General features: G+C 66.2%; 13 protein-coding genes and 1 pseudogene. 12 read left to right on the top strand and 2 right to left on the bottom strand.

Annotated elements, in window-relative coordinates; all coding sequences use genetic code 11:
* Positions 1–7: 7 nt before the first annotated feature.
* A complete protein-coding gene (gene flgK, locus E5162_RS00070; RefSeq protein ID WP_135942924.1) occupies positions 8–2,128 on the bottom strand; it encodes a flagellar hook-associated protein FlgK in 2,121 nt (706 codons plus the stop codon).
* A gap of 557 nt (positions 2,129–2,685) precedes the next feature.
* On the opposite strand from flgK, the gene E5162_RS00065 reads away from it, so the two are divergent.
* The 12 genes from E5162_RS00065 to E5162_RS00010 all read left to right on the top strand — a co-directional run bounded on the left by E5162_RS00065 (position 2,686) and on the right by E5162_RS00010 (position 16,562).
* Entirely contained in the window at positions 2,686–4,599 is a 1,914-nt protein-coding gene (locus E5162_RS00065; RefSeq protein ID WP_158291137.1) for a flagellar hook-length control protein FliK, read from the top strand.
* A gap of 20 nt (positions 4,600–4,619) precedes the next feature.
* The gene (locus E5162_RS00060; RefSeq protein WP_135942922.1) at positions 4,620–5,291 is read left to right on the top strand and encodes a flagellar hook assembly protein FlgD; all 672 of its coding nucleotides are present in this window, start codon (positions 4,620–4,622) and stop codon (positions 5,289–5,291) included.
* A 116-nt stretch (positions 5,292–5,407) separates the two neighbouring features.
* A complete protein-coding gene (locus E5162_RS00055; RefSeq protein ID WP_135942921.1) occupies positions 5,408–6,799 on the top strand; it encodes a flagellar hook-basal body complex protein in 1,392 nt (463 codons plus the stop codon).
* 185 nt (positions 6,800–6,984) lie between these two features.
* Entirely contained in the window at positions 6,985–7,257 is a 273-nt protein-coding gene (gene sciP, locus E5162_RS00050; protein ID WP_135942920.1) for a CtrA inhibitor SciP, read from the top strand.
* A 170-nt stretch (positions 7,258–7,427) separates the two neighbouring features.
* Positions 7,428–9,053 (top strand): flagellar basal-body MS-ring/collar protein FliF, encoded by a 1,626-nt coding sequence (fliF, locus tag E5162_RS00045; RefSeq protein ID WP_135942919.1) that lies wholly within the window; start codon positions 7,428–7,430, stop codon positions 9,051–9,053.
* A gap of 3 nt (positions 9,054–9,056) precedes the next feature.
* Positions 9,057–10,088, top strand: coding sequence for a flagellar motor switch protein FliG (gene fliG / locus E5162_RS00040; protein WP_135942918.1), 1,032 nt, complete (start codon positions 9,057–9,059; stop codon positions 10,086–10,088).
* A 9-nt stretch (positions 10,089–10,097) separates the two neighbouring features.
* Positions 10,098–10,763 (top strand): FliH/SctL family protein, encoded by a 666-nt coding sequence (locus tag E5162_RS00035; RefSeq protein WP_135942917.1) that lies wholly within the window; start codon positions 10,098–10,100, stop codon positions 10,761–10,763.
* Positions 10,764–10,776: 13 nt separating this feature from the next.
* On the top strand, positions 10,777–11,148 hold the full coding sequence (gene fliN / locus E5162_RS00030; protein ID WP_135942916.1) for a flagellar motor switch protein FliN: 372 nt from the start codon (positions 10,777–10,779) through the stop codon (positions 11,146–11,148).
* Between the two features lie 34 nt (positions 11,149–11,182).
* Positions 11,183–12,550 (top strand): sigma-54-dependent transcriptional regulator FlbD, encoded by a 1,368-nt coding sequence (gene flbD / locus E5162_RS00025; RefSeq protein WP_135942915.1) that lies wholly within the window; start codon positions 11,183–11,185, stop codon positions 12,548–12,550.
* 131 nt (positions 12,551–12,681) lie between these two features.
* Positions 12,682–14,715, top strand: a complete 2,034-nt coding sequence (flhA, locus tag E5162_RS00020; protein WP_371872212.1) for a flagellar biosynthesis protein FlhA — start codon at positions 12,682–12,684, stop codon at positions 14,713–14,715.
* 27 nt (positions 14,716–14,742) lie between these two features.
* Entirely contained in the window at positions 14,743–15,738 is a 996-nt protein-coding gene (locus E5162_RS00015) for a flagellar biosynthesis protein FlhF (RefSeq protein ID WP_135942913.1), read from the top strand.
* Positions 15,735–16,562 (top strand): nucleotide-binding protein, encoded by an 828-nt coding sequence (locus E5162_RS00010; RefSeq protein ID WP_135942912.1) that lies wholly within the window; start codon positions 15,735–15,737, stop codon positions 16,560–16,562. The genes E5162_RS00015 and E5162_RS00010 overlap by 4 nt, the downstream gene beginning before the upstream one ends.
* Before the next feature lie 103 nt (positions 16,563–16,665).
* Here the strand turns inward: E5162_RS00010 and E5162_RS15005 are convergent.
* Positions 16,666–16,768 (bottom strand): annotated as a pseudogene (locus E5162_RS15005) (IS110 family transposase); the annotation flags it as partial.

Here is a 16,768-nt window from a genome sequence, read left to right as displayed (position 1 = left end):
GGCTCCTCTACACCATGTTCAACAAGGTGTCGGTCATTTCCTTGGCCGCCTGCATCAGGCGGGCCGAGGCGTTGTAAGCTTGCTGGTACATCGTCATCCGGGCGAGTTCCTCGTCCATGTTCACGCCCTCGACATCGCTGCGCTTCTGGTCGGTCGCGGCCTGGATGGCGCTGGCGCTGTCCAGCGATCGCTCGGCAACCGCGGCGCGCGAGCCGACATCGCCGGCCAGCCGGGCGGCGTATTCCTCGACGCTGGATACCCCGCCGGTCAGAGACCCGGCCCGGTTGAAGGTCCGCGACGCTGTCACCGCGCCCTGCAGCGCCTGTCCGCCGCGCGAGTCGCCGGCACTCAGGACCAGGTCACCCGGCACGGTCGCACCGTCAATGTCGAGCTTGGCCATGGCTAGCAGGCTGGTATTGCTGCGGATATCGGCCGAAACCTCGAACGTCTCCGCGCGCGCCATCCGGGCTGCATCGCCAACCCCGAAGAGTTGTGAGAAGGCCAGCCCCGTCGTGCCGCGCTGTGTCGTGTCGCTGGCGAGAGACACGTTGAAATTCTTGTATCCGGCCGTCGGGGTGAAGCTCAGCTTGCCATTGGCATCCATCGCATACGTGCCGTACTGGCCGAGCCCCGAGGCGGGGTTGTTCAGCGCGGCAATCATGTCGTTGACGCTGGCGCCCGCCACCGGAACGGTGATGGACTGGACCTTGCGGCCGTCGGCCGCAAAGATCGAGAAGCCGAGCTCTCCGCCCGGCGCGAGACCATGAGCGCTGGTCCCGGTCAGGGCGGTGTCGAAGAAGCCCGGACGCCGGCTGTCGACCAGGTCGTTCAAGCCGAAATAATGGGCTAAACCGCGCCCGCCCAGCGATGAGGGATTGGCCTCGTTCTGCATCGTGGCCACGCCGTTGCCCGCGCTGGCGGTCAGCGACAGCTCGCCATTGGCAAAGGTTGCCGTAACGTCGGGGGACGCGGCGGAAATCAGGGCCGCAAGGTCGTTCATCGAGTTGCCCGGCGTACCGTTGACGGTAAATCCGGCGGCGTTGAAGACCAGGTCGATCTGGTCGACCAGCGTCCCGTCGCCAGCCGTGATCGCGATCGTGGCCTCCCCCGATCCGCGCAACACATCGCTGCCGATCAGCCCCGTATTCCGACCCTCCAGCGCGTTGGGCGCGGGATAGGCAGAGGCATCGTTGTGGGCCGCGTTCAGCGCATCGGCGACGCCGGAAGTCAGCTCGGCCAGCTCATCGGCGATCTGGGGCAGGTGCTTGTCGCGCAGGTCCATCAGGCCGCGCAGTTCGCCCGACTTGATGTTCGCGCCAATATCGATGCGCGCGCCGGAGGACGAGACCTGTGCGGTGATCGCCCCGTACTCGACGCCGTACGCGCCGGTGCCGGCCGGCACGTAGTCCAGCTTGACCTGCTCGTTGTCGAGCAGGCTCACCCCGTTTTGCGTCTTGATGAAGACACGCCCGTCCGGCTGTGCCTCGACCCGGATGTCGAGATAGGTGGACAATTCATCGATCAGCTCGGCCTGGCGGTTCTCCGACCCGGTCGTGTCCATCGCATTCGCGGTCAGGGCGCGCATTTCTCCGTTGATGGTCGAGAACTCGGCCACGATCTCGTTGACCCGCTCCACGGTGGACTGGACGCGCCGGTCGGTCTCGTTGCGCATGCTGCGGATTTCGGACGACAGGCGCGTTGCCTCGTCAAAGACCTCTTCCAGATTGGACAGCGCGGTCAGGCGCGATACCGACTCGGTCGGGTCGGCGGCCGCCTGGGCCAGTCCGGCGAAGGCCTGGTTGATACGCCCGAACAGCGAGGTTTCCTCGTCGGTGCTGCCGAACTGCGACTGAATGCGGTCGAGGAACTCGGACACCAGTTCGGCCCGGCCCAGGTCAGAGCTGCCCCGGATCGAGGCGGCCACCAGAAACTCGTCGACCACGCGCGAAATTCCGGTGACCTCGACACCGGCGCCCTGGCCGCCGGAGCTGCGCGCGATCTGCTGGATCTCGCTTCGCGCATAGCCGGGCGTATTGACGTTGGCGACGTTGTTGGAGGCCGACCGCATGCCCAGCTGGGCTGCCTGCAGGCCCGACAGCGCACTGCCGAGAATGGAGCTCATGCTCATGATCGAGGCCCTTTCTGCCGGTCAGAAATGCCGGGCGCACGGAAAAAGCTGCCGGGTCGATCCCCGGCTCCGATACGCTGCGCGTCCCTGTAAACGTGAAACCAAGTCACTGTTTTTCTTCTCTTATTGGTCAGGTCTCGCTACACGCACGGCGGCAGCCAGGTCCCGGTTCAAGAGCAGACAGCGCAAGCTCTGGGCCAAGTGACGCGGCGCTCAGCACGGCGCGGCGGCCCGGCAATTTCGCCGGAGCGTTTTTGCCGGGCGGCGACAAATGTCGACTCCGCAAAAACATTCAACTAATTGTTTTTATTGTTACTTTCTGATTGACGCGCGATGGCACAAGCCTTGTATGTAGAGGTCCTGTCCGGGTCGCAGAACCGCCAGCCCGATAACGAGATGCCGCAAAAAGCGGCGCGAATGTAGATGGGATGGCCGGGGCTATGACAGCCGCTAACAACATATCTGCACTCCCCGCTGTGCGTGCCGACGCTTCGGCTGCCCCCGCGGGCCGCTCACGTCAGAGCGCTGGAGAGCGCGCCGGATCAGGCTTTGACGTCATGGTCGAACGCTCGGCGCGCAACGAGCCTGCAGGCAAGGACCGTCCGCGCGTCAGCCGTGACAGTCAGGATCCCCAATCGACACGGTCGCGCTCCGACAAGGCGCGCTCCGAAGAGGCCCAGGCTCGCGATCGCGACACGCAGAAATCGCGCGAGGCAGACCGTGCGGAACGCTCCGATGAGACCGGAAGCGCCCATCGTGCCGGCCTCGCTGCATTCGCCGAAGCCCTGGAAGCCGATCAGGCCGCCTCGTCCGCGGATGACGTCTCTATAGACGCTGAAGCATCTGAAGAAATGGCGGCGCCGCAAGCCGCCTCGGGAAACACTGCCGCCTCGAACGGGCAAGATGGCGACGCCGCTCAGCCCACAGGGCAGGTCACACCAGCCCCGGTAACCGACGGCGCCGCGGCCGGACCGGCCGTGTCCGCAACCTCGCAACACGGCAATGCTGACGCACCCGAAACCACCTCCAGCCAGGGCCAGGCCCGCCCTGTCGAGCCGGCGCCGCAAACGGGCGGCAAGGACCTCCCAGCGGGCGCGGACGCCAAGGTATCGCCCGGCGGGGCAAATGCGCCTGAGGGCAGTGGCGCCAAGACTGCAGGACAGACCCAGCCGGCCGCATCTGCGCCTGCGCAGAATATGGCTGACGCCAGCGCAGCCGCCCAGGACGCCGAAGCTGGAGAGGCCAGCCAGGAAACCCGCCCGGCTCGCGACGGACAGGCCGCATCGGCCGTGAACGCCAAAGGCCAGGTGGCGGGCTCGCAGGAGACGGGACAGGCTCAGGCCCAGGTCCAGTCCGGCGCTGCAGCGGGCGATGAGGCCGCCGCGGTTCAAAAATCCGACGCGGACGCCAAGGCCATCGATGCCGAAACGGCCGCCGCTCAATCCGGCAAATCTCGAGCCGAGCAGACGGGGGCACAGGATGTGGCCCGGAAAGCGGCCCAGCCGGGCCAGGCACAGGCTCAGAGCGACGCCGCCTCCCGATCGCCCGAGGCCAAGGCCCAGGCTGCCCAGCTCAAGGCAAACGGAGCCGAGACGGCGCCACGCGCGGCTCAGGCCGAAGCTTTCGCCGGTGAGTCTGCCGACGCCGAAATTGAACCCGCCGCGCTCAAATCGGCCGGCGATCGGCTGCGCGAGCGCATCGCAGAGGCGACCCAGGCGCGTCACGAGCAGCGCAGCGACGCCCGCTCCGCACAGGCGGGCCCGGAGGCACGCACCGCACAGACCGTCTCTGCACAGACCCCGGCCCAATCGCCGGCCCAGCCTGCCGCTGGCGGCGCTGCGGCCCAGGCCGCCTCATTCCTGCCGCTCACGGGCGCCGATCCGCTGCTGGCCACTGGCGAACTGGCCCTCGACGGCGGTTCCAGCGACACCGCCATCGAGCCGGCGATGGACGGCGTCCGCATCGAACGCGCCGAACGCGGCGCCGAAATGGTCCGCAATGCACAGGGCCAGGCGCACGCGCATCGCATGATGCCGGCCCAGGTCCAGACCCTGGCCGCCCGGATCGCGCAGCGCGCCCAGGACGGCGGCAAGGTGTTCGAAATCCGGCTCGATCCGGCCGAACTCGGCCGCGTGGAAGTCAAGCTGGAGATGGGCCGGGACAACCGCGTCAACGCGATCGTCACGGCCGAACGTCCCGAAGCCCTGGCCGAGCTTCAGCGCAATGCGCGCGAGCTGGAGCGCAGCCTCTCCGAGGCCGGCCTCGATCTTGGCGAGGACGGCTTGAGCTTCCAGCTCTCCGACCAGAATTCGCCCGGCCGCGAAGGCGGTGAGGGCCGCAGATCGCACTTCGATCTCGCCGTCTCCGGCACCGAGCCGGGTGCAGGCGCCACGGACGTGTCCGCACTCGTGTCTCGCGACATTTACGGGTTCGCGATCGGGGCGCGTGCGCGCCTTGATCTGAGCGCCTGAACCAGAAGGGATTAGGACCGATGGAAATCAATCCGCTTGGACAAGCCCTCTCCGGACTGACGGGCAGCGAGGCCGGGCTCGCATCCGGTCAGTTGGCCGACACGTTCGACACGTTTCTCACGCTGCTGACCCAGCAGCTGCAGAACCAGGATCCGCTCAACCCGATGGATTCCCAGCAATTCGTCAGCCAGCTGGTCGAGTTCTCATCGGTCGAGCAGCAGATCAGCCAGAACGAGTCCCTGGAATCGCTGCTGGCCCTGCAGGCCGCGACCGCGAACATGGGCGCCACCGATTATATCGGCAAGCTCGCGACCGTCTCCAGCGACTCCGCCTATCTGGCCGAAGGGTTCGCCCAGTGGCAGTACGGCCTGCCGCAGGAAGCCGCTTCGGTCCGCATGAATGTCGTCAACGCCCAGGGCAAGACGGTCGCCCGCCTGGATGGCGAGACCGGCGCCGGACCGCACATGTTCACCTGGGACGGCAAGGACGAGGCCGGAACCGTTCAGCCGAACGGTGTCTACCGCCTTGAAATCACTGCGCTTGATGCCAAGGACAACCCCATAGAGACGCCGATCCGGGTCACCGACCGGGTTACCGGCGTGGACCTGTCCGGCGACGAGGTGAGAATCGAAATGGGTGGCCTGGCCATCCCGATCGCCCAGGTAATCGGGGTCAGGCAGGCGCCCGACTAGACACGAACAACGCATAGGGGACGGATGGATCCCAGCCGGATCAGCGAGAAAAGCCGACCGGCTCTAAACCCAGCAGAACGCTTCCTTCAAACAAGAAACAAAAGGGAGCCCTTAACATGAGTATCAACTCCGCACTGGCCGCCGGCACGTCCGGCCTGCTGGCAAATTCGAGCGCTCTGGCCTCGATTTCGGACAATATCGCGAACGTGAACACGGTCGGCTACAAGCGCGTGAACACGGTTTTCACCCCGAACTACAAGGTTCAGGGCGGCGGCGAGAGCCGCTACGCCTCGGCCGGCGTCTCGGCGCGGACCCGTCTGGACGTGTCCGGCGAAGGCCTCTTGAACCCGGCCTCCTCGGCCACCGATCTGGCGATTGACGGCAATGGCTTCTTCCTGGTCCGGCCCAACCCGACGAATGTCACCGGGGCGGATCCTGTGCTGTTCACCCGGTCAGGCAGCTTCGAGACCGACCAGGGCGGTTATCTGAAGAACGACGCCGGCCAGTATCTCTATGGCTGGCCGGTCGCTCCCGACGGATCTGTGACGCAGAACCCGTCCAACGTGGACCTGCTCGAAGCGATCAACCTGTCCAATATCGGCGGTGCCGCGGAAGCGACGAGCTCCATCCGCATCAACGCCAACCTGCTCGACAGCCAGGCCATTTCGGCGGCCGAAGCGACCTACGATCCGACCAACCCGGCCAACAACATGGCCTCGGGCGCGGTCACGCCGGACTTCCAGCGCTCGATCCAGATCTACGACTCCAAGGGCGGTGTGCGCTCGATCACGCTCTCCATCCTGAAGAGCTCCACGGCCAACCAGTGGCATGCCGAGCTTCACGTGGACCCTCCGGGCGACGTGACCACCGGTGCCGGCCTGAACAATGGCCAGATCGCCACGGGCGTCCTGGCGTTTAACACCAACGGCCAGATCGACTCTGTCGCGACGACCCTGCCCAACAGCCTGAGCTTCCTGGGATCGGACAACGTCGCACCCCTGGGTGCCAACCAGTTCCAGTGGGATGCAGCCACCGGCGTCGCCGGCCAGACGGTTTCGCTCGATCTGGGTTCGGCCGGAAACCCGGGCGGCATCACGCAGTATGACAGCCCGTCCGTTCTTAACTCGACCGTCGTGAACGGGGCTGTGTTCGGCGATTTCGCCGGCGTGGAAGTCAGCCCGGACGGGTTTGTCTCGGCCCGCTTCACCAACGGTGTCGTGCGTCAGGTCTACCAGATTCCGGTCGCCACTGTGGTCAACCCGAACGGCTTGGCCTCCGTTGGCGGGGGCTCCTACCAGATCACCCAGGAATCGGGCGCCTTCACGCTCAACCCGCCGGGAATCGGCTCCTCGGGCAAGCTGTCTTCGAAGACGCTGGAGAACTCCAACGTCGACATCGCCACCGAATTTTCCAACCTCATCATTACCCAGCGAGCCTATTCGGCCTCTTCCCGCATCATCACCACCGCGGACGAGATGCTGGCCGAAGCCATCCAGATGAAGCGCTAATCGCCTTCATTATAAGGGCTCGACACTTGACCCCGGCGCTTCGGCGCCGGGGTAAATTTTTTCCTAACCTATTGTAAAGGCTAATTTTACCACAGCGTTTAGGCCTAAGTTAAAATCCCTCGCGTAGTCTCCACCCCATCAAAAAGGTGCGCTTGAACGTACCAAGCACGAAGGGATTGGGTTGGATGGAACGGCGAGTGAAAAAGGAAAACTACGTGATCGGCCCCGACGGCAGCCCGCTGACCGTTGCCGATCTTCCCGCTCCCTCGACCAAGCGCTGGGTGATCCGGCGCAAGGCCGAAGTGGTGGTGGCGGTCCGCGGTGGGCTGATCTCACTGGATGAGGCGTGCGAACGCTACCGGCTGACGGTTGAGGAATTCCTCGGCTGGCAGCGCGCGATCGAGCGCCACGGCCTGGCCGGCCTGCGCACCACGCGGATCCAGGATTACCGCCACTAGTTTCTCGTTCTCGAGACTGAAAAAGCACCGGGCGGGCTGCATGAGATGCAGTCCGCTTTGTGCATTTGTCCATATCGTTAAACCCGCGTTTACGCGACCGGTGGGAAAAACTTGCCTAGCAGGGGGCGGCATCGGGGCCGCCGGCAGTGTGCAGGCAGGGACTCTCGACCGTGAACGCGCTTCTCGAACAGGTTTCCAAATTCGGGATTGGCCGGCTGATCGCCATTTTCGGCCTGACCGTCGGTGCGGCAGCCGCGCTCGTCCTCTTCACCATGTCGATGAGCGGTGACGGCGACTCCTTGCTGTTTTCCGGCCTGGAGCCGGCGGATGCCGCCACAGTCACCGAGCGCCTCGACACTGCGGGCATTGCCTACGAACTGCGCGAAGGCGGCTCGGCGGTCTATGTCAGCAGCGATACGGTCGACGAAGCCCGGCTGCGCGTGGCGTCCGGCGGGGCGTTGAGCTTCGGCTCCGTCGGCTACGAGATCTTCGACGAGACCGACGCGCTGGGCACGACCAGCTTTGTCCAGAACGTCAACGCCAAGCGGGCGATGGAGGGCGAGCTCGCCCGGTCCATCAACTCCCTGGCATCTGTTTCGGCATCGCGCGTTCACCTGGTCCTGCCCGAGCGGCGCCTGTTCAGCCAGGAGACCGAACAACCGTCCGCCTCGGTCGTCCTGACCACGCGCGGAGAGCTGGACGCCGCCCAGGTCGAAACCATCCGCAACCTCATCGCCACCGCCGTTCCGGCGCTGGCGGCCAACCGCATCACTGTGGCCGACGATCGCGGCCGCCTGCTGGCCAGCCCGACCGATGGCGACAATGCCTCCGTCGCCGCGCTGGAAAGCCGCCGCGCCGGGGTCGAGCAGAATCTGCGCGGCAAGGTCCGCGATGTCGTTGAGGGCGTCGTCGGTTCGGGCGGAGCGCGTGTGGTGGTGACCGCCGAGCTGAACCGGGAAAGCCTGACGGAATCCAGCCAGCAATTCGATCCCGACGGCCAGGTCCTGCGCTCCACCGAGACGCGCGAGGAGTCCGAAAACGAGCAGAATGGCGCGCGCAACGGCCTGGTCACCGTGGATCAGAACCTGCCCGGCGAAGAACCGGCCGCCGACGGACCCCAGTCGAGCCGGACCCGCCAGTCGGAAAACGAGGTGCGCAACTTCGAAATCTCCAGCACGACCACCACGCGCGTGATCGAAGCCGGCGGTGTGGACCGTCTGGCCGTCTCGGTTGTCGTCGACTATGCGGAGAGCGTGGCCGAGGACGGCACGATCACCTACACGCCGCGCAGCCAGGAAGAGATGGAAACCATCACCCGGCTCGTGCGCGCTGCTGTCGGCGTGGACGAGTCGCGCGGCGATGTCGTCGAAGTCAATCAGATGCAATTCTCGCGGCCCGACCTGACGCTGGGCTCGGTCGCACCCACCGGCTTCTCGCTCGGCCGTTCGGACATTTTCCGCATTGCCGAGCTGGCGGTACTGTTCCTGACTGCGCTTCTGATCGTTCTGCTGGTCGCGCGCCCGCTCGTGCGCGGCGTGATCAGCGGACCGCAGCCGGCCGCGGCCGCCGCGAACGCCGGCTCGGTCCGCATGATCGATACGCCGGGCCTCACTCATCAGGGTCAGGCCGCCCTGCCCGACGATTCCAACTCCATCGGCGAAGGCGATGAGCGTATCGACATCGACCAGATCGACGGTCAGGTGAAACGCTCCTCGGTCAAGAAAGTGGCCAATCTCGTTCAGGATCATCCCGATGAGAGCATGGCGATCCTGCGCAACTGGATGCACGAGAGCTAGGCCATGAACGCAGACGCACGCAAACGCACGATCGACGATCCCACCAAGCTGACCGGCGCCGAGAAGGCTGCGGTCATCCTGATGGCGCTCGGCGAGGAACAGGCCTCGCTGTGGCACCAGATGGACGAGGAGGAGATCCGCATCATCTCCCAGGCCATGGCCACGCTCGGCCAGGTGACGGCCGGTGCCGTGGAGAAACTCATCCTCGAATTCGTCGGCTCGATGTCCACCACTGGCTCCATCATGGGTTCGGTCGAGCGCACGCAGAAGCTCCTCTCCTCCTTCCTCGACGAGGACCGGGTGGAATCCATCATGGAGGAGCTGCGCGGTCCGGCCGGCCGTACGATGTGGGACAAGCTGGGCAATGTGAACGAGACGGTCCTGGCCAACTATCTCAAGAACGAATACCCGCAGACCGTCGCCGTCGTGCTGTCCAAGGTTCAGTCCGAGCACGGCTCGCGCGTGCTGGCCGCCCTGCCCGAGGACTTCGCCCTGGAAGTGGTGATGCGTATGCTGCGCATGGAGCCGGTGCAGAGGGAGATCCTCGACAAGATCGAGGAGACCCTGCGCACCGAATTCATGTCCAACCTGGCGCGCACATCCAAGCAGGACAGCCACGAAATGATGGCGGACATCTTCAACAACTTCGATCGCCAGACCGAGAACCGCTTCCTGGCTGCGCTGGAAGAACGCAACCGGGACAGCGCCGAGAAGATCCGCTCTCTCATGTTCGTCTTCGAAGATCTCGGCAAGCTGGACCCGCAAGGCGTGCAGACCCTCCTGCGCAGCGTGAACAAGGACGAGCTGGGTCTGGCGCTGAAAGGCGCGTCGGACACGCTGCGCGACCTGTTCTTCTCCAACATGTCCGAACGCGCGGCCAAGATCCTGCGCGAAGACATGGCCTCGATGGGGCCGGTCCGCCTGAAAGACGTCGATACCGCGCAAAGCAACATGGTCAACCTCGCCAAGGATCTCGCCGCGAAGGGCGAAATCCTCATCGCCGACGGCGGTGGCGAGGATGAATTGATCTACTAGGAGTTACCGGTGAGCCAGGCCTACAAGCCCTTCGAATTTGACCGGGTCTTCGCTGAAGACGGCACTGTGCTGCGCGACGGGCACGGCGCGAACAACCGCATGCTCACGCGTGAGGAAGCCGACGCCCATGCCGCCGAGGCGGTCGACGCGGCACGCAAGAGCGACGAGGCCCAGGCTTCGCGCGAGGCGGCCGAGGCGCTGCGCCACCTGTCAGGCCACATGCAGGCAATCCTGTCGCGCATGGAGCAGGAATCCACTGCCCTGCGCGAAGACGCCACCCGTCTGGCGCTCGCCGCCTCCGCGCGCATTGCCGGCAAGGCGCTGGACACCTACGGCGCGGACACGATCGAGGAATGCGTGCGCGAGGCGCTCGGCGACCTGCGCAGCGAGCCGCGCATCTCGGTGCGCGTGGCGCCCCACCTGGCCGAGATCATGGCCGAACGCCTGACCAACGCCGCCGAGGACCAGGGCTTTGAAGGCGCGGTCATCGTGCGCGCCGACGACCAGGTCGCGACCGGCGATTGCGCACTGGAATGGCGCGCCGGGGTGATCGAACGCACCGCCACCCAGATCGAGGAGCGTATCGCCGGCGCCATCGAGAAATGGCTGGCGCGCGAAAACACCGCGGCTTCGCATGAAGACGATACGCCGGCCACCACCGCAACCGGCGCCTAGGAGGGTATGACCCATGTCTGACGACAATAATCTCAAGCTGCCCGAGCTGGAACAGAACCCCGCCGGCGACAGCTCGCAGGATCAGGCCGAATCCGGTGAGGTCACCCCGTCGCTGATCGGGCACGAGGCGCGCACCGCGGTCGACCTGCAGCCGGTCTTCGATGTCCCGGTCAATATCTCGGCGGTACTGGGCAAGGCCCATATCGATGTGAATTCGCTACTGAAACTGTCGTCCGGCTCGGTTCTCGAGCTCGACCGCAAAGTTGGCGAAGCCATCGACATCTACGTGAACAACCGCCTCGTCGCCCGGGGTGAAGTGGTCGTCGTGGAAGATCGCCTCGGCGTCACCATGACGGAAATTATCAAAGACGGGGACGGCAGCTAACGCCACCGCCGAGAAGGTGTAAGGAGACGAGCCTATGCGCGTACTGATCGTCGGCAGCCTCGGTGGACAATTGTCCACCGCCACCAAGATCGCCATGGACCGCGGAGCCAAGGTCGCTCACGTGGACACGGTCGAACAGGCTACAAGTTATCTGCGGGCCGGCCGTGGGGCCGATCTGCTCATGGTCGATGTCAGTCTGGATATCGGCGCCTTGATCAAGGCTAACGAGCTGGAGCGCATCACCGTCCCGATCGTGGCGTGCGGCGTGAATGTGCGCCCCGAAGCGGCCGCCGGCGCGATCCGCTCCGGCGCGAAGGAATTCATTCCCCTCCCGCCCGAAGCCGACCTGATCGCCGCCGTACTCGCCGCCGTCTCCGACGACGAGCGCCCGATGATCGCGCGCGACCCGGCGATGCTGCAGGTGGTCGAGTTTGCCGAGCGCGTGGCACCGTCCGACGCCTCCATCCTCATCACCGGCGAGAGCGGTGTGGGTAAGGAGGTGATGGCGCGCTTCGTTCACCAGAAATCGAAACGCGCCTCCAAGCCCTTCGTCTCGGTCAACTGCGCGGCCATCCCGGAAAACCTGCTCGAATCCGAACTCTTCGGTCACGAGAAGGGCGCGTTCACCGGCGCCGTCGCGCGCCGCGTCGGCAAGTTCGAGGAAGCCGATGGCGGCACGCTGCTGCTGGACGAGATCTCCGAAATGGATGCGCGCCTGCAGGCCAAGCTGTTACGTGCCCTGCAGGAACGCGAGATCGACCGGGTGGGCGGCGCCAAGCCGGTCAAGGTCAATATCCGCGTGCTGGCGACCTCCAACCGCGATCTGCGCAAGGCTGTGCAGGACGGCACGTTCCGTGAAGACCTGCTCTTCCGCCTGAATGTGGTGAATCTGGCCGTTCCGGCCCTGCGCGAACGTCCCGTCGACGCGATCGCGCTGGCCCAGCATTTCATCAAGAAATACTCCGCCGCCAACGGGGTGGACGCCCGTCCCCTCTCCGAGGCGGCCAAGGCCCAGATCAGCTCGCGCGAATGGCCGGGCAACGTCCGGGAGCTGGAAAACGCCATGCACCGCGCCGTGCTGCTGGCCAGCGGCGCCGAGATAAGCCCGGATGCGATCCGCATGCCGGACGGATCGACCTTCTCCAGCGCCGGCGCGAGCGGCGGTGTGGCCCGCCAGGCGGCGGAGGCTGCAGAGGCGCTCCAGAACATGGTCGGGCGCACGGTGGCCGAGGTCGAACAGGATCTGATCCTGGACACGCTCGATCACTGCATCGGCAACCGGACCCATGCCGCGAACATTCTCGGCATCTCGATCCGTACGCTGCGCAACAAGCTGAAACTCTACTCCGACCAGGGCGTGCCTATTCCCGGCCCGGGCGAAACCCGCGCGGCCGCCGGCTAGCGACTTCTTTGCACTGCGAGACCTTCTAGATGGCTGAAACGTCCGCCTCCTCTTCACCCGCGCCGGTTTCCGGATCGGGCGGCCTGACCTGGCAAGGCCTGGCGCGGCGCCTCCTGCGCAGCGACGTGGCGATGGCCGTGGGCATTCTGGCCATTCTGGTCATGCTCATCCTGCCGCTGCCCAAGGCGCTGCTGGACTTCTCGCTCGCCATCTCGATCTGCTTCTCGATCATGATCCTGATGACGGCGCTGTTCATCAAGTCGCCGCTGGAATTTACCGCCTTCCCGGCCATCCTGCTGGTCGCGACCATGTTGCGGCTCGGCCTGAACGTCGCCTCCACGCGTCTGATCCTGTCGGAAGGATCGGGCGGGACCGGGGCTGCCGGCGACATCATCGAGGCGTTCGGAGCCTTCGTGATGCAGGGCAATTTCGTCATCGGCATCATCGTCTTCATCATTCTGGTGATCGTGAACTTCGTCGTCATCACCAAGGGTTCGGGCCGGATCGCGGAAGTCGCGGCGCGCTTCACCCTGGACGCCATGCCCGGCAAGCAGATGGCGATCGACGCCGATCTGTCCTCCGGACTCATCAACGAGGACGAGGCGCGGACCCGCCGCAAGGAGCTGGAAGACCAGTCCAACTTCTTCGGCGCGATGGACGGTGCCAGCAAGTTCGTGCGCGGCGACGCCGTGGCGGGCATCCTCATCACCTCGATCAACCTGATCGGCGGGATCATCATCGGCGTGGCCCAGTCCGGCATGGCCTTCGGCGACGCGGCCAACACCTATTCCACCCTCACGATCGGCGACGGCCTGGTCTCCCAGATCCCCGCCCTGATCGTCTCGCTCGCCGCCGGCCTGCTCGTCTCCAAGGCGGGTGTGGAAGGCGATGCGGAAAAGGCCGTGTTCGGCCAGCTGACCGCCAACCCGGTCGGGATCGGCGTCGTCTCGGCCTCGGCGATCGCCATCGGCCTGCTGCCGGGCATGCCGCTCATCCCGTTCGCGCTGATGGGGGCCGGGGCGGGCGCGCTGGCCTGGACGACATCGCGGCGGCGCCACAACGCGGCGCAGGACGAGATCGCCGCCGAGGCCAAGGAAGCCCAGAGCGCGGCCCAAGAACAGCAGAATACCGAGCCGCCGATCGAGGACACGCTGCATATCGACGAGCTGAAGATCGAGCTCGGCTATGCCCTCCTGCCGCTCATCAACGACGTGGAAGGCCGCCGCCTGACCGACCAGATCAAGGCCCTGCGCCGCAACATGGCCCAGGATACCGGCTTTGTGACCCCGTCGGTGCGCATCATCGACAACATGCAGCTGCCCGGCGAGCAATACATCATCCGCGTCAAGGAGATGGAGGCGGGCAGCGGGTCGCTGAAAATGAACTCCCTGCTGATCATGGATCCCAGCGGCGCCCAGGTCGACATGCCCGGCCAGCACGTCAAGGAGCCGGCCTTCGGCCTGCCCGCGACCTGGATCGACGACAATCTGCGCGAGGAGGCCACCTTCCGCGGCTACACCATCGTGGACCCGGCCGCGGTCCTGGTCACCCATCTCACCGAAATCCTGCGTGACAACATGGCCGACCTGCTCTCCTACGCCGAGGTGGAGAAGCTCCTCTCCGGCCTTTCCAAGGAGCACCGCTCGCTGGTCGACGACATCACGCCGGGCCAGATCACCAAGGCGGGCATCCAGCGCGTCTTGCAGAACCTCCTGTCCGAACGCGTCTCGATCCGCGATCTGGCCGGTATCGTGGAAGGCATCGCGGAAGCCTCCGGGGCGACGCAGAATCTCGATACGATCACCGAGCATGTCCGCTCCCGCCTGGCGCGCCAGATCTGCCATTCCAACCGCGGCCCGGACGCCACCCTGCCGGTTCTCACCCTGTCGCCCCAATGGGAGCAGGCCTTTGCCGAAGCCCTGATCGGGGAAGGCGACCGGCGTCAGCTCGCGCTGGCCCCGTCAAAGCTGCGCGATTTCGTCTCCCAGGTGCGGGAGGCCTTCGACCGCGCAGGCGCGACCGGCGACGTTCCGGTGCTTTTGACGAGCCCGGGGATTCGCCCCTATGTGCGCTCGCTGACCGAACGCTTCCGTCCGCAGACGACGGTCATCAGCCAGAACGAAATCCACCCGAGCGCGCGCCTGAAAACGCTCGGTCAGGTCTAGAGCGGTCAGAAGAGGAGTTCGCTCACCATGCGGCTGCGCACCTTCACCGCCCGAACGCTGTCCGATGCGATGGCCGCCGTGCGCCGCGACATGGGTCCGGACGCGGTCATCATCGCGACCAGCAACGCCCCGGACGGCCAGGTCGAGGTGCGTGCCGCGGCCGAGCGCGCCTCTGTCACCAGTACCAATGAAAGCGCCGAAGCGGCCATGCAGCGCCGCGACACCGAACGGGCCAAGGCCCGCGGAGACAATGCGGACGGCGTGACGCGCATTGCGCGCGCGCTCGCCTGGCACGCCATTCCCGAGGCTGCGGCCGAAGCCCTGATGGATGCGGCGATGACGCTGCAGGACGGCGAGGCTACCGCCTCGCTGGCCCGCGCCGTGGATGCGCGCTACGCGGTCCACCCGGTCGAGAACGATTTACAGCGCCCCGTTCTGTTCGCTGGCGGGCCGGGGGCGGGCAAGTCCTCGACCCTGGCCAAGGTCTGCGCGCGCATGGTGGCGGCCGGCGAGAGCCCCGTCATCATCGGCGCCGACGAGGGCGCGGGCGCGGGCGAACAGCTCGCCGCCTATGCTGCGGCGCTGAAAGTGCGCTTCGAGACCGTGCGCGGCGGGCGCGAGCTCGCCCTGGTGATGGACGAGCTGGACCGCGGCCCCGTCCTGATCGATGCGCCGGCCATCAACCCCTACGATCTCGACGATCTGCACGGGCTGGCCGATCTCGCGGCAGCCGCAGACGCGGAGATGATCGCCGTCATCGAGGCCGGGCTCGCCCCGGGCGACGCCGAGGACGCGGCCGCCCTGCTCGCGTCGGTCGGCGTCGGCCGCGCCATCATCACCAAGCTCGACATCGCCCGGCGGCTGGGTGGACTGATTGGAGTCGGAGAGGCCGGGCTTGCCTACGCCCACATCTCCGCCTCCCCCTATATCGGCACGGGGCTGGCCCCGGCGACGGCGTTGCGGATCGCGCGCGCGCTGCTCGATGACTTCGCGATCGACTGGTACGAGGACGAACGGTCATGAACGCGATTCCTTCTTCCGCCCCCCGCTTCACCGACAACGAGCCGCGCACGGCCGGGCCGATCCTGGCCGTGGCCTCCGGCAAGGGCGGCGTCGGCAAGACGGTGGTGGCGACCTCGCTCGCGCGCGCCTTCTCGCGCGCCGGAGAACGTGTCCTGCTGGTCGATGCCGATCTGGGCATGGCCAATATCGACGTGCAGCTCGGCCTGAACCCGCCCGGCGACATCGCCTCGGTCGTGGCCGGCAAGATGAGCCTGAGCGAGGCGATTGCCCCGGCCCTGGGCGGCGCGGAAAAGAAGGGCGGCTTCGACGTGATTTCCGGCCGGTCCGGCTCGGCGACGCTCGCCAGCCTCGACCTGACCAGCGTGAACTCGCTCGCCGCCGGTCTTGCCGCGGTCTCGATGAGCTATGACCGCACCATTCTCGATCTGGCCGCCGGAGCCGACCGCGCCACGATCCGCCTGGCCGTCGCCGCCGACGATGTGGCCCTGGTGATTTCCGACGAGCCGACCTCGCTCACCGACGCCTATGCCTTCGTGAAGACGCTGCGCATGCGCGACGAGGGCGCCTCGCCCTTCGTGGTCGTCAACAACACGCCCGACCGCGCCACCGCCGAGCAGGCCTTCGCCACGTTTGCGCGCACCTGCACCAGCTTTCTCGGCTTCACCCCGCCGCTCGCCGGCATCGTGCGCCGCGATCCCAATGTGGGCCTGGCCATCCGCGCCCAGCGCCCGGTCGGCCTGCGCTCACCCACCAGCGCCGCCGCCAAGGACATCGACGCCCTCGCCTGGAGCCTCGCCGAAGGCCTCCATGCGCCAGCGGGGTAAAATGGGACCTCTCATCTGAGGCGCCCGCGGCGGCACCTGAAGCGCCAGAGCGCTCCGTCGTCGTCATTCCGGGCGGAGCGAAGTGGAGACCCGGCAACTGTGTTTACGGGTGGTAGGGTTTTTGATCTCGAACGATGGCGTTGAGGGTTATGAGCAGCTTTCTGGCGACGGCGATGAAGGCGAGCTTGGCCGGTTTTCCAGCTGCG

The organism is Marinicauda pacifica (assembly GCF_004793635.1).
GTDB lineage: Bacteria > Pseudomonadota > Alphaproteobacteria > Caulobacterales > Maricaulaceae > Marinicauda > Marinicauda pacifica.
Note: the sequence above shows the minus strand (reverse complement) of the source record. Positions and strands in the feature narration are given on the sequence as shown.